We start from the raw sequence: 24,443 nt of genomic DNA, 5'->3' as shown, positions 1-24,443 counted from the left end.
CTCGAAGGGAAGCGAGAACGAGCGTTCTCACGTCGGAAGGAAGACAGACATGGGCTACATCACCGTCGGCACCGAGAACACCGACTCGATCGAGCTGTACTACGAAGACCACGGCACGGGCCAGGCGGTCGTGCTGATCCACGGCTTCCCGCTCGACGGCCACTCCTGGGAGAAGCAGTCGGCCGCCCTGCTCGACGCCGGCTACCGCGTCATCACCTACGACCGCCGCGGCTTCGGGCGGTCGAGCCAGCCGACCACCGGGTACGACTACGACACCTTCGCGAGCGACCTGAACGCGGTGCTCGAGACCCTCGACGTGACGGATGCGGTGCTCGTCGGGTTCTCGATGGGCACCGGCGAGGTGGGTCGCTACCTCGGGCGCTACGGCTCCGGCCGGGTGGCGAAGGCCGCGTTCCTGGCTTCGCTCGAGCCCTACCTGCTGAAGACCGACGACAACCCCGAGGGCGCGGCGCCGCGGGAGTTCTTCGAGGGCATCGTCGACGCCGTGAAGAGCGACCGCTACGCCTACTTCACCGGCTTCTACCAGGACTTCTACAACCTCGACGAGAACCTCGGCAGCCGCATCTCCGAGGAGGTCGTGCGCGCCAGCTGGAACACCGCCGCCGGCAGCGGCTTCTTCGCCGCGGCCGGCGCTCCGCTGACCTGGTTCACCGACTTCCGGGCCGACATCGCCAAGATCGACGTGCCGGCGCTCATTCTGCACGGCACCGGCGACCGCATCCTGCCGATCGACGCCACCGGGCGCCTCTTCGCGAAGTCGCTGCCGAACGCCGACTACGTCGAGATCGAGGGCGCCCCGCACGGCCTGCTCTGGACGCACGCGGCCGAGGTCAACGAGGCGCTGCTCGCCTTCCTGGGGAAGTAGCCGCCCCTAGGAGGAGGGCTAGCCGGCGGCGGGGAGGCGGCGGCGGGTGGTCAGCACCCCCGCGAAGACGAGCACCAGCAGCCCCGCCACCGGCACGATCACCAGCCCGACCCGCAGGCTGGTCGCGTCGGCGACCGCCCCGACGATCGGCGGCGAGACGAGGAAGCCGACGCGCAGCAGCCAGCTGACGATCGTCAGCCCCGTGCCCGGGCGAAAGCCGGGCAGCTCGTCGGCCGCCTGCATCGCCGCGGGGATCAGGGTCGACACCCCGAGCCCCGCGAGTCCGAAGCCCGCGATCGTGCCCCAGACGGTGGGGAACGCCAGCGCGAGCCCCATGCCCACCAGCACGATCGCGCCACCGGCCCGGGCCACCGCGCGCTGACCGAAGCGGTCGACCAGGCCGTCGCCGAGCATCCGGCCCACGAACTGCATGCCCTGCAGGGCCACGAAGCCGATGCCCGCGAGGAACGCCGAGGCGCCGAGCGAGCCGGAGAGGTACAGGGCCGACCAGGAGGCGCCGGAGTCCTCGACGATGGCGCCCGCCGAGGCGATCACCACGAGGGCGAGCAGCACCCCGTACTTCGCGAGCGCGCCGAGGCCGGCCCGGGTGCGCGAGGCGGCCTCGGCGACGGAGGCGGCCGGCTCCGCGACGTCCAGCGGCTCCGGGCCGGGCAGCAGCAGGCGGTAGGCGACGAGGGCCGCGAGCGAGAAGAGCACCCCGCTGAGGGCGAGGTGCAGCGGCATCGGCACCGCGAACTGTGCCGCCGCCGCTCCGAGCACGCCGCCCGAGACAGCCCCGATGCTCCAGATCGCGTGGAAGGAATTGAGGATCGAGCGGCCGTAGAGCCGCTGCACCCGCAGTGCGTGCGAGTTCTGCGCGACGTCGGTGATGGAGTCCATCGCCCCGGCGACGAACAGGCCGCCGGCGAGCACCGCCCACGACGAGCCCGAACCCGCGATCAGGATGCCCACCGCCGACAGGATCGTGGCCAGCACGGCGACCCGCGACGAACGGAAGCGCCGCACCAGGGCCCCGGCGCTCAGCCCGGCGAGCAGCGCCCCCACCGGGAACGCCGCGACCGCGAGGCCGAACGACGCCTTGCTGAGGTCGAGCTGCTCGACCAGCTCGGGGTAGCGCGGCAGCAGGTTCGCGAAGATGGCGCCGTTCGTGAAGAACAGCACGGCGGCGCCGATGCGGGCCCGGCGGGCGGCGGTCGTCGGGCGCAGGCGTTCGGCGGTCACCGTTCTCACGCTAACAGTCCGGATGCCCGTGCCAGATGCCCGGCCGGAGCGCAAGCCCCCACCGCGCCGCCGTGCCCGCGCGTACGGTCTGGCGCATGAAGCACGTGACGTTCGCCGACAAGTCCCTCCTGGTGGGAGACGAGGCCGCCGACCTCCTGACGGAGTACAGCGCCGCCGTCGCCCGCGCCCACACCGCCGATACGGTCACGCTGAGCGGCTACGGTGCCGACGGGTCCGACGTCGAGGCGACCTTCGTGCTCGACCAGGGCACCGTGCTGATGGCCGAGACCACGCGGTCCTCCATGCCCGAACCCGACAACACCGAGACCGAGCGCGCGATGCGCACGAAGCTGGAGCAGCTGACCTCGCCGTCGCCGGTGCAGCCCGACGGCGTCGGGATGCCGAGCTACGAGGAGCTCGACCTCTAGCCGACGGGGTGCTCGTCGCGGGTCACCACGTGGTGCCGTCCGAGCGGCAGCATCAGCGGCTTCCCCGAGGTGGGGTCGGCGATGATGCGGTTCTCCAGCCCGAAGACGGTGCGCACGACCTCCTCGGTGAGCACCTCGGCGGGGGTGCCCGCGGCGTGCACCCGTCCGTCGGCGAGCGCCACGAGGTGGTCGGCGTAGCGCGCGGCCAGGTTGAGGTCGTGCAGCACCATCACGATCGTGGTGCCGCGGGTGCGGTTGAGGTCGGTGAGCAGGTCGAGCACGTCGATCTGATGGCTGACGTCGAGGAAGGTCGTCGGCTCGTCCAGCAGCAGCAGGTCGGTCTGCTGCGCGAGCGCCATCGCGATCCAGACCCGCTGGCGCTGGCCGCCCGAGAGCTCGTCGACGGGGCGGTCGGCGAGCGCGACGGTCTCGGTGGCCTCCAGGGCGGCCGCCACGGCGGCGTCGTCGGCGGCGTTCCAGCGCGCGAACAGGCTCTGGTGCGGGTGCCGCCCGCGGCCCACGAGGTCGGAGACCGTGATGCCCTCGGGCGCGATGGGCGACTGCGGCAGGAGGCCGAGGGTGCGCGCGAGCTCCTTGGCGGGCATCCGGTGCACCTGCTTGCCGTCGAGCAGCACCTGGCCGCCCTTCGGGGCGAGCAGCCGCGACATCGAGCGCAGCAGCGTCGACTTGCCGCAGGCGTTGGCGCCCACGATCGCGGTGACGGCGCCGGGCGGCACGGTCAGGTCGAGGCCGTCGACGACGGTGCGGTCGCCGTAGCCGAGCGTGAGGTCGGCGGCGGCGAGGGTGTGGCCACGGGTCACAGCGAGCCTCCTGAGCGGTTCGAGCGGATGATCAGATACACCAGATAGGGAGCGCCGAGCACTCCCGTGACCACCCCGACGGGGTAGCGCGTGCCGAACGCGAACTGGCCCACGAAGTCGGCGACCACCACGAGCAGCGCCCCGACGAGCGCCGCGGGCACGAGCAGGGAGCCGCCCGGCCCCACCAGCCGCGCCGCGATCGGCCCCGAGAGGAACGCGACGAACGCGATCGGCCCGGCGGCCGCCGTGGCGAAGGCGATCAGGCCGACGGCGGCGACGATGACGATGAGCCTGGTGCGGTCGACCCGCACGCCGAGGGCCGAGGCGGCGTCATCGCCGAGCTGGGTGACCGCGAGGTTGCGGCCCTGGCCGAGCAGCACGGGGGAGAGCACCGCGACGGCCGCCAGCACGGGCAGCACCTGCGGCCAGCTGGTGCCGTTCAGGCTGCCGGTGAGCCAGCGCATTGCCTCCTGCAGGTCCCACTGCGCGGCCTGCGAGAGCACGTAGGCGGTGACGCTGTCGAGCATGGCGGCGACGCCGATGCCGATCAGGATGAGCCGGGTGCCGGCCACCCCGCTGCGGTACGAGAGCAGGTAGATGAGCAGCGCCACGGCGAGCCCGACGACGATGGCGAACACCGAGACCTCGGTCGCGCCGAGCGACAGGGTGACGATCGCGAAGGCCGCCGCGGCACTCGCGCCCGAGCTGATGCCGATGATGTCGGGGCTCGCGAGCGGGTTCCGCAGCATGGTCTGGAACGCGACCCCGCCGAGACCGAACGAGAGGCCCGCGAGCACGGCGAGGGCGGTGCGGGGCAGGCGCAAGCGGCCGACGGTGAACGAGGCGCCCGGCACGTCCTGCCCCAGGATGACGCCGATCACGTCGGCGGGCGGGTAGAAGGTGCGGCCGGCCATCAGGCTGACGGCGGCCATCACCGCGATGAGCAGGGCGAGCACCACGATCACGGTGCGGCGCCGGCGACTGCGCGCCGCGCGGCCGTGCTGCACCGCATCCGTCGTCGCCGTCGGGGCGCGGTCGAGCAGCGTCACAGGCTCTTCACCTTCTGCCGGCGCACGATCGCGATGAAGAAGGGCGCTCCCACGAGCGCGGTGATGATGCCCACGTCGATCTCGGCGGGGCGCGCGACGATGCGGCCGAGGATGTCGGCGCCCGTCAGCAGGCACGCGCCCACGACGGCCGAGAACGGCAGCAGCCAGCGGTGGTCGACGCCGACCAGCAGCCGGCAGGCGTGCGGCACGACGAGGCCCACGAACGCGATCGGACCGGCGATCGCGGTGACGGCGCCGCAGAGCACGACCGAGCCGAGCGCCGCGCCGCCCCGCGCCAGGGCCACGCGCTCGCCGAGGCCGGCCGCGAGCTCGTCGCCGAGGGCGAGCGAGTTGAGCCCGCGCGCCGAGAGCAGGCAGATCACGAAGCCCACGACGAGGAACGGCAGCACCTGCTGGATGCTCGCGCCGGTCGCCCCGCCGACGCCGCCGATCTGCCACGAGCGCACGCTGTCGGAGATGTCGCCGCGCGGCAGCACGATGGCGCTGGTGAACGAGACCAGGGCGGCCGAGGTGGCGGCGCCCGCCAGGGCCAGCTTCAGGGGGGTCGCGCCGCCGCGGCCGAGCGAGCCCACTACGTAGACGAACGCGGCGGCGATCGCGGCACCGGCGATGGCCACCCAGATCTGCGCCGAGGCGCTCGCGAGGCCGAAGAAGGCGATGCCGGTCACCACGGCGAGCGACGCGCCCATGTTCACGCCCAGGATGCCCGGGTCGGCCAGCGGGTTGCGCGTGACGCCCTGCATCACGGCCCCCGACACCGCGAGGGCGGCCCCCGCCAGCACGGCGAGCAGGGTGCGGGGGATGCGCGTCGCGACCGCCGCCCGGTCGAAGCCGTCGGTGGCGCCGCCCAGGGCCGCGACGATGTCGTCCCAGCCCACTTCGCGCGACCCCACGGCGACACTCGCCGCCGCGAGCGCGACCAGCACCGCGGCCGCGATCAGCAGCCAAAGCGCACGCAGCCGTCTCGGGCGCCGCACGACGGCGGCTCCCGAGACGGCGGGTGCGAGGGTGGTCGAGGTCACGCCTTGTCGGCGGCCTCGGCGAGCAGCGCCAGGTAGTCGTCGAGCACCCACGAGATCGACAACGGCGTGGGGTTCGCGGCGGTGCCGAGCGGGGTGGTGCCGGGCAGGGCGACGATCGCCTTGTTCGCCACGGCCGGCATCTGCGACAGCAGCGGGTCGGCCTCGAGGGCGGTCAGCAGCTCGTCGCCGCCGTAGGTGACGATGATGTCGATGTCGGTGAACGCGTCGGCCTGCTCGGCGCTCTGGGTGAGGGCGAAGAGGTCGGTGGTCGCCGAGGCGGTGGCGATGCTCTCGGGGGTGCTCAGGCCGAGGTCGTCGAAGAACATCGCCCGGGTGTCGTGCGTCGTGTAGAAGCTGACCTCGCTGAGGTCGGCGGTGTCGACGTGGGTGAGGAACGCGGCCGAGGTGCCCTCGAGCTGCGGGTACTTCGCGGCGGCGTCGGAGATCTGGGTCTCGAGGTCGGAGATGAGCTGCTCGCCCTCGGCCTTCTTGCCGATGGCCTCGCTGTTCAGCTCGATCATCTCGCGCCACGGGGTGCCCCAGGCGGTCTCGGGGTAGGCCACGACGGGGGCGATCTCGCTCAGGGTGTCGTAGTCCTCCTGGGTCAGTCCGGAGTACGCGGCGAGGATCACGTCGGGGTCGGTGTCGGCCACGGCCTCGAAGTCGATGCCGTCGGTCTCGTCGAAGAGCACGGGCGTCTCGGCGCCGAGCTCGGTGAGCTTCTCCTCGACCCAGGGCAGCAGGCCGTCGCCGTCGTCGTCGCCGAAGTTCGCCGCGGCCATGCCGACGGGCACGACGCCGAGGGCGAGCGGCACCTCGTGGTTCGCCCAGTTGACGGTGGCGACGCGCTCGGGCTGCGTCTCGATCACGGTGGTGCCGAGGGCGTGCTCGATGGTGATCGGCTCGAAGGCGCCGCCGGTGGAGGAGGCGTCGGTCTCGGCCGACGAGGAGGACGAGCAGGCGGCGAGCGAGGCGGTGAGCAGGGCCGCCGTGGTGAGGGCGGCGAAGCGCGTGGCGCGGGGCATGGAGGTGCCTTTCGGTGGGATGCGGGAGTTCGCAGATCTGCGCTGCTGTGACGGCGCATTAGGATTGCCTAACCAAACTACGGGAGCCGACGGCTGGATTGCAAACCCCCTAGGATTCGATGCGGGGGACAGGAGGGTGTGTCGTGGGTGTGGCGAGGAGATGGGTCTTCCCGGTCGTCCGGATCGTTCTGATCGCGGTGATCGCAGTGGCTCTGGGCAAGCTGGCGTTCTTTCCCGATCGGCCCGCCGAGGCCGATCCGGCGGTGCCCACGGGCGCGCTGGTCGAGCCGACGGTGGCCGTCGCGCGGGGCACGATCACGAACGACGTGGTGCTCGACGCCACCGTGTCGGCCGATCCGGCGGTGCCGGTGAAGTCCACGGCGGCGGGTGCGGTCGACGAGGTGTTCGCCGCGGTCGGGGCGTCGATCGCGGCCGGTGACGTGGTGTTCGACGTCAAGGTCGAGATCGAGCGCGACCCGGCCGAGACGGTCGACGCCGAGGGCAAGCCGCTGCCCGCGATCTTCCGCTACGAGCAGGTGCTCGCACCCATCTCGGGCACGCTCAGCTCGCTCGGGGTGATCCCCGGGCAGACCGTCGCGATCGGCGAGGCCGCCGGGCAGATGGCGCCGCCCACGTTCTCGGTGTCGGGCTCGCTGCAGCCCGCGCAGCAGTACCGGCTGGTGAACCGGCCGACCGAGGCGTCGGTGGCGATCACCGGCGGGCCGGCTCCGTTCACGTGCACGGGACTGAGCATCCGCACCCCGCTGGCCGGGGCGTCGGAGGGCGGCTCGGGCGGCGGTGCCGGAGGCGTCACGGGCGGTGCGACCGACGGGGGCGGCGGAGGAGGCGGTGGCGGAGCATCCGGGAGCACCACCACCGTGAGCTGCCCGGTGCCCGACGGCGTCACCGTGTTCCCGGGGCTCGCCGCGCAGCTGACGATCGCGGGCGGCAAGGCCGAGAACGTGCTGGTCGTGCCGACCACGGCCGTGCGCGGCGCGGCCCAGAGCGGCACCGTCTGGGTGGTCACCGCCGACGGCGCGAACGAGGAGCGGCCCGTGGGCCTCGGCTTGAGCGACGGCAGCACGGTCGAGATCACCGGCGGGCTCGCCGAGGGCGACACGGTGCTGCAGTTCGCGCCGGGCGCCGCCGCGGTTCCCGCCGACGGGACCGACGGCTGCACGACCCTGCCCGACGGCAGCGGCGTCTGCGGATCGTTCTCGTGACCCTGCTGCACCTCGCGTCGGTGACGCGCACGGTGCTCCCGCCGGATCAGCCGGCCCTGACCATCCTGAACGGCGTCGACCTCGACGTGGAGGAGGACGACCGCATCTCGGTCGTCGGCCGATCCGGCTCGGGCAAGTCGACGCTGCTGAACCTGCTCGGCCTCCTCGACACCCCCACCAGCGGTGTGCTGGAGTTCGCCGGTCGGCCGGTGAAGCAGTACGCCTCGCGCGAGCGCGACCGGGTGCGCGGCCGCGAGATCGGCTTCGTCTTCCAGCAGTTCAACCTGCTGCCCGGGCGCACGGCGCTCGAGAACGTGATCATGCCCCTGCTCTACGCCGAGGGGCGCCAGTTCTGGCGGCGGCGGGCGATCGCGGCCGAGATGCTCGAGGAGGTCGGTCTCGGCCACCGCCTGGAGAGCCTGCCCGACCGGCTCTCGGGCGGCGAGCAGCAGCGCGTCGCGATCGCCCGGTCGCTCGTTCGCGGGCCGCGGCTGATCCTCGCCGACGAGCCGACCGGGGCGCTCGACCTCGACACCGGGCAGAGCGTGATGGAGCTGATCGACGAGGTCGCCACGCGCACGCGGGCGGCGCTCGTGGTGATCACGCACGACCCGGCGATCGCCGAGCGGTCGCGGGACCACTACAGGCTCGACCACGGGGTGCTGACGCGGGTGGGCGCGGAGGTGGGGGCCGCGTGAGCCGCCTGCTCACCGGGCTCGTCGGGGCGGTGCTCGAGGCGTGGCAGGAGCTGCGCATCCACCGCACCCGCGTGCTGCTCTCGCTGATCGGCGTCGCCGTGGCCGTCTGCTCGCTCACCACCGTCGTGGCGCTCGGCGGCATCCTCCAGCAGTCGACCGCCGAGCTGAGCGAGCGCCAGAGCGGGCGCCCCGCCACCCTCTACGTCTCGGCCTACAGCCAGGACGGCGGGCAGGTCGACGCCGAGACGCTGCAGACCGCCTGGGTCGAGACCGTCTCGCGCTACGGCATCGACTACGCCAGCCGGGTGGTGAACGCCTCGGTGCCCGTCGACTCGCCGAACGGCGTGCTCTCCGTCGGCACCCAGGCCGTCGACCAGCCCTACGGCGAGATGCACCGCGTGCGCATCTCGGAGGGCGCCTGGTTCACGGCGGCCGACGCCGAACAGCTCGCGCCCCGCGTGATCGTGAACTCGGTGTTCTGGGATTCCCTCGGGCAGCCGGCGCTCGACGCGCATCCGCTGCTCTCGCTCGGCGGTGACGACGGCACGACCGCGGTGATCGTGGGGGTCTACCCCTCGGCCGACTGGGAGACCGAGCCGGCGATGTTCATGCTCGCCGACCAGCTCGCGGCCTTCCAGCAGGCGGATGCGGGTGCCGGCGCCGCGGTCGACCCCTTCGCCGGGTCGTCGACCCAGTACGAGCTCTGGGTGCCCGTCGGCGACTGGGAGGCGCTCGCCGCGGCCGTGAAGCGCGACCTCGCGGCGGCGGTCGGAGACGGGGCGACCGTCGACGTGCAGCGCCAGGACGCCGCGCAGTACGGCGACGACCCCTTCCTCGTGACGCAGATGATCGTCGGCGGCATCGCCCTGCTCGTGCTGCTGCTCGGAGCGCTCGGGCTGGTCAACATCGCCCTCGTGACGGTCAAGCAGCGGGTGCGGGAGATCGGCATCCGGCGCAGCTTCGGGGCGACCGCGGGCCGGGTGTTCTTCGCGGTGATGATGGAGAGCGTGGTGGCGACGGTCGCCGCCGGGGCCGCCGGGGTGGCGGCCGCGATCCTGATCGTGCAGAGCCCGATGGTGCACGACCTGGTCGGTCAGGGGCTCGTCACCGACTTCCCGCCGTTCCCGGTCGACGCGGCGGTGCTCGGGCTCGTGGCGGCGTCGGCCGTGGGGGCGCTGGCGGGCATCCTGCCGGCGCTCGTCGCGGTGCGCGTCAAGGTCATCGACGCCATCCGCTACTAGCTCGCCCAGGGGCGCTGAGCCCCGTCGCGCTTCCTCCCTGAACGCTCCCTGAGTGCCTATGCCCTTGTCGATCCTGATCACGTCTCACTGGTGAAGACCCGCTTCCACGGAGCCTCCACCCGGGGGCCTCTACCCAAGGAGAGATCATGACCGACACCACCACCGCCAAGCACTCCACCACCTCCTCGAAGGGCACCAACACCGTCGCCGACGGCGTGGTCGAGAAGGTCGCCGGCATCGCCGCACGCGAGGTCTACGGCGTGCACGACCTGGGCGGCGGCGCCGCCCGCGCCATCGGCGCCATCCGCAACGCCATCAACGCGCAGGACCGCGGCCAGGGCGTCAAGGTCGAGGTCGGCGAGCGCCAGGTCGCCGCCGACATCACCGTCGTCGCCGAGTACCCCGTCGACCTGCAGAAGCTCGCCGACGAGATCCGCGCGAGCGTCAGCCGCGCCATCACCACCGTCGTCGGCATGGAGGTCGCCGAGGTCAACGTGACCGTGTCCGACGTGCACATCCCCTCGGACGACGAGGGCGACGACGCCGCCGAGAGCCGCGTCCAGTGAGCTCCGCCACCACCGGCGTCCTGATCGGCGCCGTGCTCGCGCTGACCGCGATCACGCTCGGCTTCTGGGCCTTCGTGTTCGTGGCCCTCGCGATGGCGATCGGTTGGGCCGCCGGCCGGGTGGCCGAGGGCAAGCTCGACCTCCGCTCGCTCGGCGAGTCGCTCCGAGGGCGGCGGTCGTCGTGACCGCAGCGGTGGCGGCCGGCTCGGGTCTGCACGGGCGCACCGTGATCGCGCCGCGCGCCGTCCGGCGCGTGGTGTCGGCCGTCACCGCCGACGCCCTCGACGTCGACGCCTCCGCGGTGTCCGTCGAGCTCGCCGACGAGCGGGGGGTGCTGGTCGTCACGGCCCGCACCCCGATCCGCCTGTCGCCGCTCGGCGTGGCGCCGCGGGGCGGCGAGCGTTCGGGCACGCTGCTCGAGCGCGTCGCCTCGGCGCAGTCGAGCATCCGGGACCGCCTGCTCGCACTGACCGGTTCGAGCATCGGACGGGTCGATCTGCGGATCACCGGCGCCGATCTGAGAGAGAGGAGGAGGGTCGCATGAGCACACCCGCCCTCTACCGCCGCCTGGTGCGGCGCGAGACCCATTCCTCCCGCGCGGGGGCGGCCATCGCGGTCGCCGTCGTGCTCGCGCTGCTCGTCGCCTGGGCGGGCACCGAACTGGTGCTCGCGGCCCTCGGCCGGCCCGCGCTGCTCGTCGCACCGGCCGACGCGGCCGGATCGCTGTCGGGAGCCGTCGCCGCGCCGACCGCGCTGCTCGTCGCGATCGGGGCGGTCGTCGCCGTGATCGGCGTCGTGCTCGTGGTCGCCGCGCTGAAGCCGGCCCGCCGCGGTCGTCGCGGTTCGCGCCGCGACCGCACCGCCGCCGTGGTCGACGACCGCGTCATCGCGGCGAGCCTCGCCCGCGCCGCCGCCTTCGCGGGCGACGTCGACCCCGAGCAGGTGCACGTCGCGGTGGGGCGCCGTCGCGCATCCGTCGTCGTGACCCGCAGCTCGGGCCGCGCGGCCGATGTCGGCGCCATCCGTGCCGCCGTCGAGGCCGAGCTCGCGGGCTACGACTTCACCCCGGGGCTCCGCGCGAGCGTCCGGCTGACCGAGAACGGAACCGTCGGAGCATGACCACCACCAACCGATTCCTCAACCGCCTGCTGCTCCTCGTCGTCGGCCTCGTGCTGCTCGTCGTGGGCGGGGCGACCGCTGTCGGGGTGCTGATCCCGGATGCGCGCGACGCCGTCTCGGGTGCCGTCGACGGTGCGGGTTCCGCCGTCTCGTCGTCCCTCTCGGGGGCGCCGTGGGTGGCGTGGGCCGCTGCGGCGGGGTGCCTGCTGCTGATCGCGGTGCTGGTGTGGTTCGCGCTGCGGCAGGGGCGGGGGCGCACCGGGACGCTGCTGCGGGTGGGCGCCGGCTCCGCGTCTCAGGGGGCCACGCCGGCCGGCGGCGACCTGATCGTCGACGCGAAGGTCGCGTCGGACCTGCTGTCGGACGCGCTGTCGCGGGATCCCTCGATCGTCGCCCTCGACGTCACGGCCTTCCGGGTGCGGCGGCAGAACGTGCTCCGCATCACCGCGCACGCCCGTCGCGGCGCCTCCCCGGTGGCGGTGCGCGAGTCGATCGACCGCGCCGTCGGCGAGTGGGACGCGCTGCTCGGCCGGCAGACGCCGGTCGTCATCCAGATCGTGAGCGGGCTGCGCAGCCGGGTGGCCTCGACCGCCCGGGTCGCGTGAGCCGCCTGAAGAACGCAGACAGGACAGAGTCATGAGCAACACCACCCACACTCCCACCCCCGCCGCCGCCGGTCGCCACATCGAGCCGATCGACCTCGGTCAGGTGCCACCGCCCGCCGACCCGAACCCGGACCCGGCGGAGGTGCTGGCCCGCACCGTGGCCGACACGGCCCTCGGCGTCAGCGGCGTGCACCGCCTCGGCACCCCCTTCGGGCGGGCCGTCGACTCGGTGCGCCGCTCGGTCACCGGATCGGGCGCCTACCCGGGCGTCTCGATCTCGCGACGCGACGCCGGACTCGCCGTCACGGTCTCGCTCGTGGTCGAGTACCCGGCCAACGTCACCGACGTCGCCGACACGGCCCGCACCCAGATCACCCACGCCGTCGCCCAGCTCGACGAGCACCCGGCGTCGATCGACGTCGTGATCACCGACGTGCACGGCCCCTTCGACACCGAGCCCGCGGTCGAGACCGCGGCCGCGACGACCGCCGACGCGGTCGCCACGGCGCGCTCGGGCGCGGCCGACGCGGCGGCCACCGTCCGCTCCGGCGCGGCCGACGCGGCGGCCACCGTCCGCTCCGGCGCGGCCGACGCGGCGGCCACCGTCCGCTCCAGCGCGGCGACCGCCGCCGACACCGTCCGGAACGCCGCGTCGGACGCGGCTGACGCGGTGCGCGACTCCGCGTCGGACGCCGCGGACCACGTCCGGGAGACGGCTTCCGACCGTGCCGACGACGCCGGCGCCCGGTCCGGCGATGCCGCTCCGGGGCCGGACGCGGCCCAGGCCGCCGAGGACGCCGCGGACGCCGCCAGCCGTGCCGCCGCTGCGGCGAGCGACGCGGCGGACGCCGCAGCCGACGCAGCCCGCGACGCCGCCGACGCCGTGAAGCAGGCCGTCACCCCCGACCCGGCCGAGCCCACCACGGAGCCCGCGCCCACCACGGAGCCCGCGGCCACCACCGACACCACCCCGACGAAGGAGTAGCAGCATGGCATCGAACGACGCCGCCGAACTGGCGAAGGACACCGCGGAGACCCTCGCGAAGAACGCCCGCAAGACCGCCGACGCCGCGGCCGAGAAGGCCCGCGACGCGGCCGACCGGGTCTCGGACGACGCCCGCGACGCCGCCGACCGCGCGAGCGACACGGCGGCCACCCTGTGGGACCGGGCCGAGAAGCTCTACCGCGAGCATCCGACCCTCGTCAAGATCGTCGCCGCGATCGTGGTCTCAGCCGTGGCCGCCCACCTCGCCCGCCGGATGCGCGACTGACCCCACCCCGCCCGCGCCTCGTCGGTACGGGAGGAGAATGCGGCCTTCGGGCTCGCATGCGGCTCATGTGCCCGATTCTCCTCCCGTACCGACATCCGCCGTGGGCGGGTGCGCGGGTGCGCGGGCGGGCGGCGTGGCCGGTAGCGGACATGTCCGGAAGCGGCTGTTCCCCCTGGCGGCGGGTTCGTCCAGACTGGGCCGGTCTCGAGAGGACCACATGAGCGAGCGCGCGATCACCCCGTCCGAGCATCCGGCCGGCCTGTCAGCCGGCTCGAGCGTCTCCCGGCGACAACTGCTGCAGGGGGCCGCGTGGAGCGCGCCGGTCATCGCGCTGGCCGTCGGCGTGCCGGCCGCAGCCGCCAGCACACCGGTGACCCGGCTGTCGGCGGTCTGGACGCCGTCCGCCATCACCTTCGGCACCCCCGCGGTGCTGACGATCACGACGCCGTCCGACCTCGCCCCGCGCGCCCAGGTCAGGGTCGCGGTGCAGCCGGTCGACGCCGGCGACTCGGCGACCGTCCTCAGCACGGGGGAGAGCGTCTGGGCGTCGGCGGTCTTCGGCACGGGCTTCGTGCTCACCAGCGACCAGCTCGTGGCGGGCGCCGTCTACACGGTCACCGCCGAGGTGCGGGGCGGGGTGAAGGCCGAGATCGTGACGAGCGTGTCCACCGCCGCGGGCGGCCAGGTCTCGACGCTGCTCGGCTACGGCCCCATCCCCGACGTCTTCGTCGCCGATCAGGCGACGGACACCATCGTGCGCATCCCGGGCGGGGGTGGGGCCGAGCAGGTCGTCGTCACCGGCACCGGCGGGCCCGTCGGCTTCACCGTCACGGCGGCGGGCGACTTCTACGTGGCCGACACCCGCAACAGCCGGGTGCTGCGGTTCGGCGCCGACGGCTCGGGGCCGACGACCGTCGGCGCCGGCTTCGTGAGCCCCGTCGGGGTCGCGGTCACGGCGTCCGGAGACGTCTACGTCGCCGACAGCGGAACCGGGGAGGCGGTGCGGATCCCGGCCGACGGCGGAACGCAGACCGTGATCGCATCGGGGCTCGACGATGTGGCTGCGATCGCCGTCTCGCCGGCGGGCGACGTCTACCTCGCCGAGATCGGCCGGTTCCGCGTGCTCTGGCTCCCGGCGGACGGCGGGGCGCAGACGACGATCGGCAGCGGGCTGGACGCACCGACGTCCATCGCCGTCTCGCCCACCGGGGACGTCTACATCGCCGACGCCCAGTACGGCTTCGTCATCCGGGTCACGCCCGACCGGGTTCAGACGACCGTCGCCTCCGACCTCGTCTTTCCGTCGGCGGTCACCGTCTCGGCCGCCGGAGACGTCTTCATCGGCAGCCGCGGCACGCTCGACGTGCAGAAGGTGGCCGCCGCCGGAGGCGGGCCGACCGTGCTCGCGACCGGCTTCAAGTCGCCGAGCATCGCGATCCGCGCCGGCGCCTAGCGACGGGTCAGGACGGGAGCGTACGGGTCAGGCCGGGAGCAGGGTGACCGGGGCGTGCTCCTGCCGCGTGACCCCGTCGATCACCGCGAAACCGCGCACCTCGGGCTGGCTCTCGAGGCAGAGCTCGGGACCGGGGAGGTCGAGCGCGATGCAGACGGCGCTGCCGGGATAGGTGACCTCGGCGTCGTCGTGCCGCCGCTCCAGGTCGCCGCAGCGGCTGAAGACGTGCACCGACTGCGGCTCGAACACCGCGTAGAGCGTCACCCGCCGCCCCGCGCCGTCGCGCAGCGCGTCGACGCCGAGCACCACGGCCTCCACGCGCCCGGCCGGCAGCACGTCGGACAGCGCGAACGTCAGCACCAGCCGGTCACCGACCGTGCTCTCGACGAACGCGCCCAGCATCGGCCAGCCGCCCCGGTCGGTGCCGCGCCTCCCGGTCTCGCGCTCGCGCATGGCGCCTCCTCGCGTGTCCGCGCCGGCGCCCGCTGCTCGGCCACCCTCTGCGTCAACCGTCGCCCCGATCGCCGTCGGCGCTCAGGGGCTTGACAGGTCGAGCAGTCAGGCCGGTGCGAGCAGGGTGACCTGGTTCAATGTGCCGGTGAGGGCAGGCCCCGAAGGCGGCGTGATGGTGAAGGAGCCTGCCAGCACCAGGCCGTCGACATAGCGGTTCGTGGCGGGCCAGGTGAAGAACACCGCGAGGTAGACGACGCCGGACGGGATGGTGAACCGATCGGCGGTCAGGGTCAGTGTTCCTCCGACCGGATCGGCCACGGCGACGAAGGCGCTGTTCACGGTCGGCACCCGCGTGCCGTCGCCCTTGTCGACGAGGCCGTCGCCGCTGAGCACCGGCCCGAATTCGGTGAGGTAGGTCCCGTCCGTCGGGGAGTCGAGGCCGGTGATGGTCACCGAGACGTCCTGGTCGGGCACCGCATCCGTGCCGGTGCTGGTGATCGCGATGACCCCGGCAACGGTGTCCGACCTTTTCAGCTGGAGGAGGACGAAGGCGAAGTCGACGTCGATCGTGGTGCTGGCGGCCGCCGCCGGGGCGCCGAGCGCGACCGCGATGACGGGCACCGACCAGGCCGCCCCGGCGAGCACGGTGCGGCGGTCGACGGGCGTGCGGGGAAGGGCCATGGCGCCAGCCTAGGGAGCACCCGCGCCCGCACGCGCGCCCCCGACCGGGGCAGGCCGCAGCGGCAGCAGCCTCAGCAGTTCGGCACGTTCACCGCGAGCCCCCCGCGCGCCGTCTCCTTGTACTTGCTAGACATGTCGGCGCCGGTCTCGCGCATCGTCGCGATCACCTGGTCGAGCGAGACGTGGTGCGTGCCGTCGCCCCAGAGCGCCATCTTCGCCGCGTTCACGGCCTTGGCAGCCGCGAGGGCGTTGCGCTCGATGCACGGCACCTGCACGAGCCCGCCGATCGGGTCGCAGGTGAGGCCGAGGTTGTGCTCCATCGCGATCTCGGCCGCGTTCTCGACCTGGCGCGGGCTTCCGCCGAGCACCGCCGCGAGCCCCGCCGCCGCCATCGACGACGCCGAGCCGACCTCGCCCTGGCATCCCACCTCGGCGCCCGAGATCGAGGCGTTGCTCTTGTAGAGGGCCCCGACGGCCGCCGCCGTCAGCAGGAACTCCGTCACGATGCCGCGGTGCGCATCCTGAACCTGCGAACGCGGCGTGTAGTGCAGCGCGTAGTACAGCACCGCCGGGATGATGCCCGCCGCCCCGTTCGTCGGCGCCGTCACGACCCGCCCGCCCGAGGCGTTCTCCTCGTTCACCGCCAGGGCCACGAGGTTCACCCGCTCCTGCCAGAACTCCGGCCGCCGCTCGGGGTCGACGACCTCGAGGTGCGCGTGCAGCACCCCGGCCCGCCGCCGCACGTTCAGCCCGCCCGGCAGCACGCCGGTGCGGGTGAGGGCGTTCCGCCAGCACGCGTCCATCGCCTGCTCGATCGCCACGAGGCCGTTGTCGAGGGCCGAGGCCGTGCGCGTCGCCAGCTCGTTCCGCCGCACCACCTCGGCGATCGACAGCCCCGTCCCGTCGCAGCGCGCGAGCAGCTCGTCGCCCGTGGCGAAGGGCAGGGGCACCGGATGCTCGTCCCGCCCGATCGCGCCCTCGTCGTCGCCCTCGCGCAGCACGAACCCGCCCCCCACCGAGTAGTACGTCTCGGTCGCGAGCGCCGCGCCCGCCGCATCGACGGCCGAGAGCGTGAGCGCGTTCGGATGCCGCGGCGCGATCGTCAGCGGCCGCAGCACGAAGTCGCCCACGGCGCACCGCACCGAGTACTGCCCGCCCAGCTGTACGAGCCCCGAGGCGCCGATCGCGGCGAGCCGCTCCTCGGCCTCGGACGGCAGCGTCGTCTCGGGCCGCAGCCCTTCGAGCCCGAGCTGGATGGCGCCGAACGTGCCGTGCCCCGACCCGGTCGCCGCGAGCGACCCGAAGAGCGTCACGCGCACCTCGGCGGTAACGGCCAGCACGGCGGGGGAGAGGGAGTCGGCGAACGCGTTCGCGGCGCGCATCGGGCCGACGGTGTGCGAGCTCGAGGGCCCGAGACCGATCGTGAAGAGGTCGAAGACACCGGCCAGTCGTGGCGGCGTCGCCGTGGATGATCCGGTCATCGCGCACTGCTCCTTCGTGCCCGGCGTCGTGTGCCGGGAGCTCCGGCCGCGCGGGGTGGGCGGGCGCGGAGTCGTTCGACTGTACCCGCGCGCCCACCGCCGATCAAGGCCGGCCGCCCGAGGCCGACCCGGGCCGCGCGGGTGCCGTCAGGCGCGGCGGCGGTCGCGCATCCGTCGACCGAGCAGGGTCGCGAAGTACAGCACCACGCCCAGCACCAGGAACCCGCCCCCGAAGGCCCACACGATCGGTTCCTGCTGGGTCAGCAGCAGGATGCACGAGAGCACCCCGAGCACGGGCACGACCGTCCAGACGCGGAAATGGTCGTGCGAGACCGTGTCGCGCCGCAGCACCAGCACCGCCACGTTCGTGCTGATGAACGAGAACAGCAGCAGCAGCACGACCGCCGAGGCGAGCGTCTCGAGGTCGCCGACGAGGGTCAGCAGCATCGCCACGATCGTGGTGCAGACGATCGCGACCCAGGGCGTGCGGCGCTTCGGCAGCACCTTCGCGAGCGGGCTCGGCAGCAGCCCCTCCGACGCCATGCCGTAGCTCAGCCGGCTGGTCATGATCATCGTCAGCAGCGCCCCGTTGGCCACCGCGATCAGGGCGATCAGGCTGAACAGCCAGTTCGGGATCGGCACCCCGCTCGCCGCGACGACCGCCAGCAGCGGCCCCGACGACTCGCCGAGCTCGTCGGCCGGCAGCGCGATCGAGGAGGCGACCCCGACCAGCACGTACACCGCGCCCGCCGTGATCAGCGCCCCGAACAGAGCCTTCGGGTAGACCTTCGAGGGCCGGCGCACCTCCTCGGCCACGTTCGCCGAGGTCTCGAAGCCGACGAAGGAGTAGTAGGCCACGATCGCGCCGCCGAGCACCGCGAGCGCCGGCGAGGCGTCGGCCGGGAACTGCCCGAGGCGTGACACGTCGCCGCCCCCGCCGCTGAGCATCACGCCCACGACGACCACCACGATCACGAGCCCCGAGACCTCGATCACGGTCATCACGACGTTGCTCTTGACCGACTCGTCGCCGAGGATGAACAGGAACAGCAGCGGCCCCGTGATCCTCTTGCGCAGCGGGGTGTCGCCGTCGCCGTCCTGGGTGCCGCTCGGGGCGGTCTCGCGTGTCTCGCTCGTCATGGCGCACACCGTACCCCCGACCCGTCCGGCCGCCGCCCCCCTTGCCGCCGGCCCCGCGTCGAGGCATCTTGCGACAGATGACGGGGGCCCGACGGCGGGTGCGCGGCTAGGTTGTCGAACGGATGCGCGTGCCCACGGGCATCCGTTCACCAACGAAAGGGGCCACCGATGTCCGGCATCGATCACGTCAGCCAGCACCACCGCACCACCCTCGAGCACATCGGCCACCACCCCACGACGCACAACCTCGAATGGAACGACGTGATCGGAATGCTCGAGGAGATCGCCGACGTGCGCGAGGAGCACGACGGCAAGTACATCGTGAAGCTCGGCGACGAGCGCATCGTGCTCACCAAGCCCCGGCACAAGGACGTCGACGAGCAGATGGTGCTCGACCTGCGCCGCATGCTGCGGGGCGCGGGGTACCTGCAGGCGAAGCCGTAGCGGCGGCAGCGGCCGCGGCGGCACCGGCCCGAGTGACACCGGCCGCGGCCGCGCGGGCGTAGCGTCGCTCGCATGACCGTCGTCATCGCGTTCCTCGCCAACATCCTCGTGGCCGCCGCCAAGTCGGTCGTCGCCGCGCTCACCGGTTCGGCGTCGATGCTCGCCGAGGCGGCCCACTCGTGGGCGGATGCGGGCAACGAGATCTTCCTGCTGATCGCCGACCGGCGGGCGGAGAAGAAGCAGGACCCCGCGCATCCGCTCGGCTACGGCCGGGACGCCTACATCTTCTCGCTGTTCGCCGCCTTCGGCATCTTCACGGTGGGGGCCGTGGTGTCGGTCTACCACGGCATCCAGAGCCTGGCGGCGCCCGAGGCGGTCGAGGACTACACGCTCAACTACATCGTGCTCGCGGTGGCCTTCGTGCTCGAGGGCTTCTCGCTGACGCAGTCGGTGCTGCAGGGGCGGAAGGCGGCGCAGCAGTACGGGCGCGGCTTCTTCGACTACGTCGTGAACGGCTCGAACACGACGCTGCGCTCGGTCTTCTTCGAGGACACCGCGGCCCTCCTCGGCCTCGTCATCGCCGCCGGCGGCATCGGCCTGCACCAGGCGACGGGCGACCCGGTCTGGGACGCGATCGGCTCCATCCTGATCGGGCTGCTGCTCGGCGGGGTGGCGCTGCTGCTGATCAGCCGCAACCGGCGCTATCTGCTCGGGGCCGGGCCGAGCGGCTCGTACCGGGCCGAGACGGGGCGGATGCTCCTCGCGCACCCCGAGATCCAGCGCGTCACCTCGCTGTACCTCGAGTTCTCGGGGCCCGGCAAGCTGTTCCTGGTGGCCGCCGTCGACCTGGTCGGCGACCAGAACGAGGACGGCGTGGCCGCCCAGCTCCGCCGCCTCGAGACCGACCTCGAGCGCGACGACCTGATCGGCAAGGCCGTGCTCACCCTCGCGGTCAGCGACGAGCCCTCCCTCGACTTCGCCGCCTGAGGCCGCGCCCGGCCGTGACGGGGCTCGCGTCTGCGAGCATGGGGGGATGACCGCCTCCACCAGCCTGCCGGTGCTCGCCGCGCGCGCCGCCGAGCTCGACGCCGCCGACGCGCTCGCGCCCTTCCGCGACGAGTTCGTCGCCGACCCCGGCGTGCACGCCTACTTCGACGGCAACTCCCTCGGCCGGCCCGTCGCCGCCACGAAGGAGCGGATGGCGGCACTCCTCGACGCCTGGGGCGGCCGACTCATCCGCGGCTGGGACGAGCAGTGGATGGCCGCCCCCGAGCAGGTCGGCGACCGGATCGGCGCCCTCACCCTCGGCGCCGCGCCCGGCCAGGTCGTCGTCGGCGACTCGACGACGGTGCTGCTCTACAAGCTCATCCGGGCCGCGGTCGCCGCCCGCCCCGGCCGCGACGAGATCGCGATCGACGACGACGACTTCCCGACCGACCGCTTCCTGGTCGAGAGCATCGCGCGCGAGTGCGGCCTCAGCGTGCGCTGGATCCCGGTGCCCCGCGACGGCGGCCCCGAGCCCACGCAGATCGAGGAGCTGGTCACCGAGCGCACCGCGCTGCTGCTGCTCAGCCACGTCTCGTACCGCTCGGGACACCTAGCCGACGTCGAGACGCTCACCCGCCTCGCCCACGACGTCGGCGCACTCGTGCTCTGGGACGTCTGCCACTCCGTCGGCTCGGTGCCGACCGAGCTCGACCGCTGGGGCGTCGACCTCGCCGTCGGCTGCACCTACAAGTACCTCAACGGTGGCCCGGGCGCCCCCGCGTTCGCCTACGTGCGGGCCGGGCTGCAGCCCGAGCTGCGTCAGCCGATCACGGGCTGGATGGGCGCGGCCGACCCGTTCGCGATGGGCGAGCACTACGAGCCGGCGGCCGGCATCCGGCGCGTGCTCAGCGGCACGCCGTCGATCCTCGGCATGCAGCCGATGCTCGACATGCTCGACCTGATCGAGCGCGCGGGCATGCCGGCGGTGCGGGCCAAGTCGGTCGCCCTCACCGAGATGGTCGTCGATGCGCTCGACGGCGAGCTCGCCGGCCTCGGCCTCACGCTGGCGTCACCGCGCGACCCGTCGCGGCGCGGGGGCCACGTGACGCTCGGGCATCCGGATGCTCAGGCCGTCGTCGCCCGGGCGTGGCAGCGCGACGTCCTGCCCGACTACCGGGCGCCCGGGGGCATCCGCATCGGGCTGTCGCCCCTCAGCACCTCGTTCGCCGAGGTGGCCGACGGGCTCGGCGTGATCGCGGAGTGCATCCGCGCCTGATCGCGATTTACTGCCTTCAGGATGCGGTGGCCGGCACCGGCGCGATCCGCTCGATGATCGCGGTCAGCCGGGCCTGCAGCTCGAGCAGCTCCGAGACGTCGACGCCGAGCGCCTCGATCACCTGCGGCGGCACGTGCTCGGCCTGCTCGCGCAGCCGACGCCCATCCGCCGTCAGCTGCACCGCGAGCTGCCGCTCGTCGCTGGCCGACCGGGCCCGCGTCACCAGCCCGGCCGCCTCGAGCCGCTTCACCAGCGGCGAGAGCGTCGCCGGCTCGAGCCGCAGCGCGGTGGCGAGCTCGCCGAGCGAGCGCGGCTCCCGCTCCCAGAGCGCCAGCATCACGAGGTACTGCGGATGCGTCAGCCCCAACGGCTCGAGGATCGGCTTGTAGACCCCGATCACGGAGCGGGACGCGACCGCGAGCGCGTAGCAGAGCTGCCGGTCGAGGGCGAGCAGATCGGTGCCGGTCGTCATAATCGTTAGTATACTAATCGTTATGGCACGAAAGAAGGCCCCGCGCGAGCCGAACCCGATGAACCCCTTCGACGGCAAGCCCGGCTTCGTGAACCGCCTGAACCGCATCGTCTTCACCTTCACGGGCCCGGCCCAGGTCGGCATCGGCCGCCCCGAGGCGCCCTACGTGCCCCCAGCCGACCCCCGCTGCCCCCTCTGCGGCAACCTCATGGCCGACCACACCATCGACCGCACGGGCGAACGCACCCAACTCCACTGCCCCGCCTGATCCCGGCCGCCGGCCAGGCCGCCGCCCCGCGCGCCGAGCAGCGGAATATGCCCAAACGGGGGTGGGGCTGTCAAGCCCCTTGTCGCTTCGAGAAGCGGTTCCAGCGTGATTTTCGGTTCCGGTGTCGGAACCCGGCGCGACCGGTCGCGCCGCGAACCACGACGCGCGAGAGACCCGCGCGGGCAGCACGAGGGTGACCATGGACAGCGCACGCACGGCCACGACGATGACCGCCTCCGCGGTCGTCCTGGGGATCGCACTGGGGCTCGGCGGCTGCGCCGTCGGCACGGGCGGATCCGCCACGCAGGACGACACCGACTATGACTCCTCGGCGGCCCTGACCGGAAAGCTGACCGTGATGGGCTTCGGCGCGAGCGACGAGGTCGCCACCTCCCGCCTCGACCCGACGAAGGAGGAGCTCGGCAGCGACGTCGACGTCGACGTCGAGCTGATCGAGGGCGACCTCGACATCCAGCAGTTCCTCTCCTCCGTCGCCTCGGGCCAGCCGCCCGAGCTGCTCTACGCGAATCGCGACCAGATCGGCTCGCTCGCCGCCCGCGGCGCCCTGCTGCCGCTCGACGCCTGCATCGCCGGCGAGGGCATCGACACCGGCCAGTACCGCGACACCGCGATCGCGCAGGTGACCTTCGGCGACGAGATCTACGGCATCCCCGAGTTCAACGGCATCCAGATCACGATGGCGAACGGCGACCTGCTGGACGCCACCGGCCTCACCCTCGACGACGTGAACGGCAGCGACCCCGCCGCCGTCACCGCGGCCAGCGCTGCCCTCGCGAAGCCCGACGCGAACCCGCCCGTGATCGGCTACGACAGCAAGCTGCCCGAGTTCCTGCCGCTCTGGGCCAAGGCGAACGGCGCCGACCTCATCTCCGAGGACGGCCGCACCGCCGAGCTCGACGACCCCGCCGTCGTCGACGCGCTCGAATGGGCGGTCGGCATCTACGACGCCCAGGGCGGCTTCAGCTCGGTCAAGGCCGTGCGCGACTCGGCCGACTTCTTCGGCTCGGGCAACCAGTTCGCCACGAACGCGCTCGGCGCCATGCCGATGGAGCAGTGGTACCTCAACGTGCTGAACGACGTCTCGCCCGACGCCCCGCTCGTCTTCGACACCGTGCGCGACCGCCAGGGCCAGCCCCTCGCCTACGCCAGCGGCTCGGCCTGGGCCATCCCGGCCGGCAGCGAGAACACCGCGGCGGCCTGCCGCTGGGCGCGCGTGATGACGAGCGTGGACGCCTGGCAGGCGGCGGCGGATGCCCGGCTCGCCGCCCGGCAGGACGAGGGCAAGCCGTTCACCGGCATCCTCACGGCGAACGTCGAGGCCGACGAGGCGATCCGCGCGATGGTCACCTCGGGCGGCGAGCCCTGGGACTCGGGCGTGACCGCGATGTACGAGGCCAACGACCACACCTTCTCGCTGCCGGCGAACCCGGCCGACGCCGAGTTCAAGTCGGTCTGGCAGGACGCGGTCAACCGCGTGCTGAACGGCCAGCAGGAGCCGCAGGAGGCGCTCGGCCAGGCGCAGGACGAGGCCCAGAAGGCGCTCGACAAGGCCTGGGCGACGCTGGATGGCGAGTGACACGGCGGTCCGCCCGGCGCGCTCACGGCGGTCGTCCCGGGAGACCGCCCCGGTCCGCCCGAGCCTGAGGCGGGCGCGGCGCCGCAACCTCCTCGCCGCCCTCGCCTTCCTCTCGCCCTGGATCGTCGGCTTCGCCGTCTTCACCCTCTGGCCCCTGATCTACAGCGGCTACCTCTCCCTCACCGACTACGACGTCATCAACGATCCGTCGTTCGTCGGCCTCGACAACTACGCCCAGCTCTTCGCCGACCCGAAGGTCGCGCTCGCGCTCGGCAACACCCTCTTCTACGCGGTGCTGCAGATCCCCGCGTACGTGATCGTCTCGCTGGTGCTGGCGGTGCTCCTGGATCGTGCCGGGCGCGCATCCGGATTCTTCAGGACCGTGTTCTTCCTGCCGAAGATGACCCCGCCCGTGGCCGTCGGCGTGCTGTTCCTCCTGCTCTTCAACGGCCAGAACGGCCTGGTCAACGGCGCACTCGGGCTGGTGGGCATCGACGGGCCTGCCTGGACGACCGACCCCGCGTGGGTCAAGCCCGGCCTCATCCTGATGAGTCTCTGGACGGTCGGCTCGTCGGTGATCATCCTGCTCGCCGCCCTCCGCAGCGTGCCCGAGGACGTGCTCGAGGCCGCCCGCCTCGACGGCGCCAACGGCCTGCAGGTCACCTGGCGCGTGACCGTGCCGCTGATCAGCCCGGCGCTGTTCTTCATCGTGATCATCAACACGATCAACGCCCTGCAGACCTTCGACGAGGTCTACACGGCGTTCTTCGGCGGCGGCAACACGACCTACAGCAACGACGCCGCCCTGTTCTACGTGATCTACCTGTTCCAGCAGGCCTTCGAGTTCCTGCACATGGGCTACGCCTCGGCGCTCGCCTGGCTGCTGTTCGTGATCATCATGGCGATCACGGCCGTGCAGTTCGTCGTCTCGCGGAAGGTCGTCTACTACGAGGGGGGCGATCGATGAACCGGCG

General features: G+C 73.1%; 29 protein-coding genes. 19 read left to right on the top strand and 10 right to left on the bottom strand.

Going from position 1 to position 24,443, the window contains the following annotated elements; genetic code table 11:
• Positions 1 to 49: 49 nt before the first annotated feature.
• A complete protein-coding gene (locus ITJ64_RS04615; RefSeq protein WP_194679561.1) occupies positions 50 to 886 on the top strand; it encodes an alpha/beta fold hydrolase in 837 nt (278 codons plus the stop codon).
• A gap of 18 nt (positions 887 to 904) precedes the next feature.
• Here the strand turns inward: ITJ64_RS04615 and ITJ64_RS04610 are convergent, their stop codons facing one another.
• Positions 905 to 2,128: an MFS transporter gene (locus ITJ64_RS04610; protein ID WP_194679560.1), complete on the bottom strand. Its 1,224-nt coding sequence runs from the start codon at positions 2,126 to 2,128 to the stop codon at positions 905 to 907.
• A 95-nt stretch (positions 2,129 to 2,223) separates the two neighbouring features.
• On the opposite strand from ITJ64_RS04610, the gene ITJ64_RS04605 reads away from it, so the two are divergent.
• Entirely contained in the window at positions 2,224 to 2,556 is a 333-nt protein-coding gene (locus ITJ64_RS04605) for a hypothetical protein (protein WP_194679559.1), read from the top strand.
• Here ITJ64_RS04605 and ITJ64_RS04600 read toward each other — a convergent pair.
• The 4 genes from ITJ64_RS04600 to ITJ64_RS04585 are packed head-to-tail and all read right to left on the bottom strand — an operon-like array spanning position 2,553 to position 6,494.
• Positions 2,553 to 3,377, bottom strand: a complete 825-nt coding sequence (locus tag ITJ64_RS04600) for an ABC transporter ATP-binding protein (RefSeq protein ID WP_194679558.1) — start codon at positions 3,375 to 3,377, stop codon at positions 2,553 to 2,555. The two genes, ITJ64_RS04605 and ITJ64_RS04600, sit on opposite strands and share 4 nt — an antisense overlap.
• Positions 3,374 to 4,420, bottom strand: a complete 1,047-nt coding sequence (locus ITJ64_RS04595; RefSeq protein ID WP_228508080.1) for an iron chelate uptake ABC transporter family permease subunit — start codon at positions 4,418 to 4,420, stop codon at positions 3,374 to 3,376. Before ITJ64_RS04595 ends, ITJ64_RS04600 begins: the two co-directional genes overlap by 4 nt.
• Positions 4,421 to 4,422: 2 nt before the next feature.
• Positions 4,423 to 5,469 (bottom strand): FecCD family ABC transporter permease, encoded by a 1,047-nt coding sequence (locus tag ITJ64_RS04590; RefSeq protein ID WP_370545038.1) that lies wholly within the window; start codon positions 5,467 to 5,469, stop codon positions 4,423 to 4,425.
• The gene (locus ITJ64_RS04585) at positions 5,466 to 6,494 is read right to left on the bottom strand and encodes an iron-siderophore ABC transporter substrate-binding protein (protein ID WP_194679556.1); all 1,029 of its coding nucleotides are present in this window, start codon (positions 6,492 to 6,494) and stop codon (positions 5,466 to 5,468) included. Before ITJ64_RS04585 ends, ITJ64_RS04590 begins: the two co-directional genes overlap by 4 nt.
• Positions 6,495 to 6,691: 197 nt before the next feature.
• Between ITJ64_RS04585 and ITJ64_RS04580 the strand changes: the two genes are divergently transcribed.
• The 11 genes from ITJ64_RS04580 (at position 6,692) to ITJ64_RS04530 (ending at position 14,670) form a co-directional block, all read left to right on the top strand.
• The gene (locus ITJ64_RS04580; protein ID WP_228507669.1) at positions 6,692 to 7,717 is read left to right on the top strand and encodes a hypothetical protein; all 1,026 of its coding nucleotides are present in this window, start codon (positions 6,692 to 6,694) and stop codon (positions 7,715 to 7,717) included.
• Positions 7,714 to 8,415, top strand: coding sequence for an ABC transporter ATP-binding protein (locus ITJ64_RS04575; protein WP_194679554.1), 702 nt, complete (start codon positions 7,714 to 7,716; stop codon positions 8,413 to 8,415). Before ITJ64_RS04580 ends, ITJ64_RS04575 begins: the two co-directional genes overlap by 4 nt.
• Positions 8,412 to 9,656, top strand: coding sequence for an FtsX-like permease family protein (locus ITJ64_RS04570; protein ID WP_194679553.1), 1,245 nt, complete (start codon positions 8,412 to 8,414; stop codon positions 9,654 to 9,656). Before ITJ64_RS04575 ends, ITJ64_RS04570 begins: the two co-directional genes overlap by 4 nt.
• Before the next feature lie 146 nt (positions 9,657 to 9,802).
• Positions 9,803 to 10,222 carry an Asp23/Gls24 family envelope stress response protein gene (locus tag ITJ64_RS04565; RefSeq protein WP_194679552.1) on the top strand — a complete coding sequence of 140 codons (420 nt, stop codon included), beginning with the start codon at positions 9,803 to 9,805 and terminating at the stop codon, positions 10,220 to 10,222.
• Entirely contained in the window at positions 10,219 to 10,407 is a 189-nt protein-coding gene (locus ITJ64_RS04560; protein WP_194679551.1) for a DUF2273 domain-containing protein, read from the top strand. The genes ITJ64_RS04565 and ITJ64_RS04560 overlap by 4 nt, the downstream gene beginning before the upstream one ends.
• Positions 10,404 to 10,766: a hypothetical protein gene (locus tag ITJ64_RS04555; RefSeq protein WP_194679550.1), complete on the top strand. Its 363-nt coding sequence runs from the start codon at positions 10,404 to 10,406 to the stop codon at positions 10,764 to 10,766. The genes ITJ64_RS04560 and ITJ64_RS04555 overlap by 4 nt, the downstream gene beginning before the upstream one ends.
• Positions 10,763 to 11,341: a DUF6286 domain-containing protein gene (locus ITJ64_RS04550; protein WP_194679549.1), complete on the top strand. Its 579-nt coding sequence runs from the start codon at positions 10,763 to 10,765 to the stop codon at positions 11,339 to 11,341. The genes ITJ64_RS04555 and ITJ64_RS04550 overlap by 4 nt, the downstream gene beginning before the upstream one ends.
• Complete coding sequence (locus ITJ64_RS04545) at positions 11,338 to 11,946, top strand: hypothetical protein (RefSeq protein WP_194679548.1); 609 nt, start codon at positions 11,338 to 11,340, stop codon at positions 11,944 to 11,946. Before ITJ64_RS04550 ends, ITJ64_RS04545 begins: the two co-directional genes overlap by 4 nt.
• A gap of 31 nt (positions 11,947 to 11,977) precedes the next feature.
• On the top strand, positions 11,978 to 12,931 hold the full coding sequence (locus ITJ64_RS04540) for an Asp23/Gls24 family envelope stress response protein (RefSeq protein WP_194679547.1): 954 nt from the start codon (positions 11,978 to 11,980) through the stop codon (positions 12,929 to 12,931).
• 4 nt (positions 12,932 to 12,935) lie between these two features.
• On the top strand, positions 12,936 to 13,217 hold the full coding sequence (locus ITJ64_RS04535; protein WP_194679546.1) for a hypothetical protein: 282 nt from the start codon (positions 12,936 to 12,938) through the stop codon (positions 13,215 to 13,217).
• Positions 13,218 to 13,434: 217 nt separating this feature from the next.
• Positions 13,435 to 14,670, top strand: a complete 1,236-nt coding sequence (locus ITJ64_RS04530; RefSeq protein ID WP_194679545.1) for a hypothetical protein — start codon at positions 13,435 to 13,437, stop codon at positions 14,668 to 14,670.
• Positions 14,671 to 14,697: 27 nt separating this feature from the next.
• On the opposite strand, the gene ITJ64_RS04525 is transcribed toward ITJ64_RS04530, so the two are convergent.
• The 4 genes from ITJ64_RS04525 to ITJ64_RS04510 all read right to left on the bottom strand — a co-directional run bounded on the left by ITJ64_RS04525 (position 14,698) and on the right by ITJ64_RS04510 (position 18,425).
• A complete protein-coding gene (locus tag ITJ64_RS04525) occupies positions 14,698 to 15,123 on the bottom strand; it encodes a hypothetical protein (RefSeq protein WP_194679544.1) in 426 nt (141 codons plus the stop codon).
• 105 nt (positions 15,124 to 15,228) lie between these two features.
• Positions 15,229 to 15,804, bottom strand: a complete 576-nt coding sequence (locus tag ITJ64_RS04520; protein WP_194679543.1) for a hypothetical protein — start codon at positions 15,802 to 15,804, stop codon at positions 15,229 to 15,231.
• Positions 15,805 to 15,875: 71 nt separating this feature from the next.
• The gene (locus ITJ64_RS04515) at positions 15,876 to 17,285 is read right to left on the bottom strand and encodes an L-serine ammonia-lyase (RefSeq protein ID WP_194679542.1); all 1,410 of its coding nucleotides are present in this window, start codon (positions 17,283 to 17,285) and stop codon (positions 15,876 to 15,878) included.
• A gap of 147 nt (positions 17,286 to 17,432) precedes the next feature.
• Positions 17,433 to 18,425, bottom strand: coding sequence for an APC family permease (locus ITJ64_RS04510; protein WP_194679541.1), 993 nt, complete (start codon positions 18,423 to 18,425; stop codon positions 17,433 to 17,435).
• Positions 18,426 to 18,593: 168 nt separating this feature from the next.
• On the opposite strand from ITJ64_RS04510, the gene ITJ64_RS04505 reads away from it, so the two are divergent.
• The 3 genes from ITJ64_RS04505 to ITJ64_RS04495 all read left to right on the top strand — a co-directional run bounded on the left by ITJ64_RS04505 (position 18,594) and on the right by ITJ64_RS04495 (position 21,132).
• The gene (locus ITJ64_RS04505; RefSeq protein ID WP_194679540.1) at positions 18,594 to 18,869 is read left to right on the top strand and encodes a hypothetical protein; all 276 of its coding nucleotides are present in this window, start codon (positions 18,594 to 18,596) and stop codon (positions 18,867 to 18,869) included.
• 72 nt (positions 18,870 to 18,941) lie between these two features.
• A complete protein-coding gene (locus tag ITJ64_RS04500; RefSeq protein ID WP_194679539.1) occupies positions 18,942 to 19,856 on the top strand; it encodes a cation diffusion facilitator family transporter in 915 nt (304 codons plus the stop codon).
• Positions 19,857 to 19,902: 46 nt separating this feature from the next.
• Positions 19,903 to 21,132 carry a kynureninase gene (locus ITJ64_RS04495; RefSeq protein ID WP_194679538.1) on the top strand — a complete coding sequence of 410 codons (1,230 nt, stop codon included), beginning with the start codon at positions 19,903 to 19,905 and terminating at the stop codon, positions 21,130 to 21,132.
• Positions 21,133 to 21,148: 16 nt separating this feature from the next.
• On the opposite strand, the gene ITJ64_RS04490 is transcribed toward ITJ64_RS04495, so the two are convergent.
• Positions 21,149 to 21,604 (bottom strand): MarR family winged helix-turn-helix transcriptional regulator, encoded by a 456-nt coding sequence (locus ITJ64_RS04490; RefSeq protein WP_194679537.1) that lies wholly within the window; start codon positions 21,602 to 21,604, stop codon positions 21,149 to 21,151.
• A 22-nt stretch (positions 21,605 to 21,626) separates the two neighbouring features.
• On the opposite strand from ITJ64_RS04490, the gene ITJ64_RS04485 reads away from it, so the two are divergent.
• The 3 genes from ITJ64_RS04485 to ITJ64_RS04475 all read left to right on the top strand — a co-directional run bounded on the left by ITJ64_RS04485 (position 21,627) and on the right by ITJ64_RS04475 (position 24,436).
• Positions 21,627 to 21,872 (top strand): hypothetical protein, encoded by a 246-nt coding sequence (locus ITJ64_RS04485; RefSeq protein WP_173183037.1) that lies wholly within the window; start codon positions 21,627 to 21,629, stop codon positions 21,870 to 21,872.
• A 199-nt stretch (positions 21,873 to 22,071) separates the two neighbouring features.
• Positions 22,072 to 23,469 carry an ABC transporter substrate-binding protein gene (locus ITJ64_RS04480; RefSeq protein WP_228507667.1) on the top strand — a complete coding sequence of 466 codons (1,398 nt, stop codon included), beginning with the start codon at positions 22,072 to 22,074 and terminating at the stop codon, positions 23,467 to 23,469.
• Positions 23,459 to 24,436 (top strand): carbohydrate ABC transporter permease, encoded by a 978-nt coding sequence (locus tag ITJ64_RS04475; RefSeq protein WP_194679536.1) that lies wholly within the window; start codon positions 23,459 to 23,461, stop codon positions 24,434 to 24,436. The genes ITJ64_RS04480 and ITJ64_RS04475 overlap by 11 nt, the downstream gene beginning before the upstream one ends.
• Positions 24,437 to 24,443 lie beyond the last annotated feature (7 nt).

The organism is Herbiconiux sp. VKM Ac-1786 (assembly GCF_015350805.1).
Taxonomy (GTDB): domain Bacteria; phylum Actinomycetota; class Actinomycetes; order Actinomycetales; family Microbacteriaceae; genus Herbiconiux.
This window is presented reverse-complemented; position numbering and strand designations above follow the sequence as displayed.

What these genes read in the sequence shown, in the direction of transcription:
- ITJ64_RS04525 (WP_194679544.1), bottom strand. Translation starts at nt 15,123, where the DNA reads ATGCGCGAGCGCGAGACCGGGAGGCGCGGCACCGACCGGGGCGGCTGG.
- ITJ64_RS04515 (WP_194679542.1), bottom strand. Translation starts at nt 17,285, where the DNA reads ATGACCGGATCATCCACGGCGACGCCGCCACGACTGGCCGGTGTCTTC.
- ITJ64_RS04485 (WP_173183037.1), top strand. Translation starts at nt 21,627, where the DNA reads ATGGCACGAAAGAAGGCCCCGCGCGAGCCGAACCCGATGAACCCCTTC.
- ITJ64_RS04585 (WP_194679556.1), bottom strand. Translation starts at nt 6,494, where the DNA reads ATGCCCCGCGCCACGCGCTTCGCCGCCCTCACCACGGCGGCCCTGCTC.
- ITJ64_RS04530 (WP_194679545.1), top strand. Translation starts at nt 13,435, where the DNA reads ATGAGCGAGCGCGCGATCACCCCGTCCGAGCATCCGGCCGGCCTGTCA.
- ITJ64_RS04500 (WP_194679539.1), top strand. Translation starts at nt 18,942, where the DNA reads ATGACCGTCGTCATCGCGTTCCTCGCCAACATCCTCGTGGCCGCCGCC.
- ITJ64_RS04480 (WP_228507667.1), top strand. Translation starts at nt 22,072, where the DNA reads ATGGACAGCGCACGCACGGCCACGACGATGACCGCCTCCGCGGTCGTC.
- ITJ64_RS04535 (WP_194679546.1), top strand. Translation starts at nt 12,936, where the DNA reads ATGGCATCGAACGACGCCGCCGAACTGGCGAAGGACACCGCGGAGACC.
- ITJ64_RS04475 (WP_194679536.1), top strand. Translation starts at nt 23,459, where the DNA reads ATGGCGAGTGACACGGCGGTCCGCCCGGCGCGCTCACGGCGGTCGTCC.
- ITJ64_RS04615 (WP_194679561.1), top strand. Translation starts at nt 50, where the DNA reads ATGGGCTACATCACCGTCGGCACCGAGAACACCGACTCGATCGAGCTG.
- ITJ64_RS04520 (WP_194679543.1), bottom strand. Translation starts at nt 15,804, where the DNA reads ATGGCCCTTCCCCGCACGCCCGTCGACCGCCGCACCGTGCTCGCCGGG.
- ITJ64_RS04505 (WP_194679540.1), top strand. Translation starts at nt 18,594, where the DNA reads ATGTCCGGCATCGATCACGTCAGCCAGCACCACCGCACCACCCTCGAG.
- ITJ64_RS04495 (WP_194679538.1), top strand. Translation starts at nt 19,903, where the DNA reads ATGACCGCCTCCACCAGCCTGCCGGTGCTCGCCGCGCGCGCCGCCGAG.
- ITJ64_RS04565 (WP_194679552.1), top strand. Translation starts at nt 9,803, where the DNA reads ATGACCGACACCACCACCGCCAAGCACTCCACCACCTCCTCGAAGGGC.
- ITJ64_RS04490 (WP_194679537.1), bottom strand. Translation starts at nt 21,604, where the DNA reads ATGACGACCGGCACCGATCTGCTCGCCCTCGACCGGCAGCTCTGCTAC.
- ITJ64_RS04510 (WP_194679541.1), bottom strand. Translation starts at nt 18,425, where the DNA reads ATGACGAGCGAGACACGCGAGACCGCCCCGAGCGGCACCCAGGACGGC.
- ITJ64_RS04545 (WP_194679548.1), top strand. Translation starts at nt 11,338, where the DNA reads ATGACCACCACCAACCGATTCCTCAACCGCCTGCTGCTCCTCGTCGTC.
- ITJ64_RS04540 (WP_194679547.1), top strand. Translation starts at nt 11,978, where the DNA reads ATGAGCAACACCACCCACACTCCCACCCCCGCCGCCGCCGGTCGCCAC.
- ITJ64_RS04550 (WP_194679549.1), top strand. Translation starts at nt 10,763, where the DNA reads ATGAGCACACCCGCCCTCTACCGCCGCCTGGTGCGGCGCGAGACCCAT.
- ITJ64_RS04605 (WP_194679559.1), top strand. Translation starts at nt 2,224, where the DNA reads ATGAAGCACGTGACGTTCGCCGACAAGTCCCTCCTGGTGGGAGACGAG.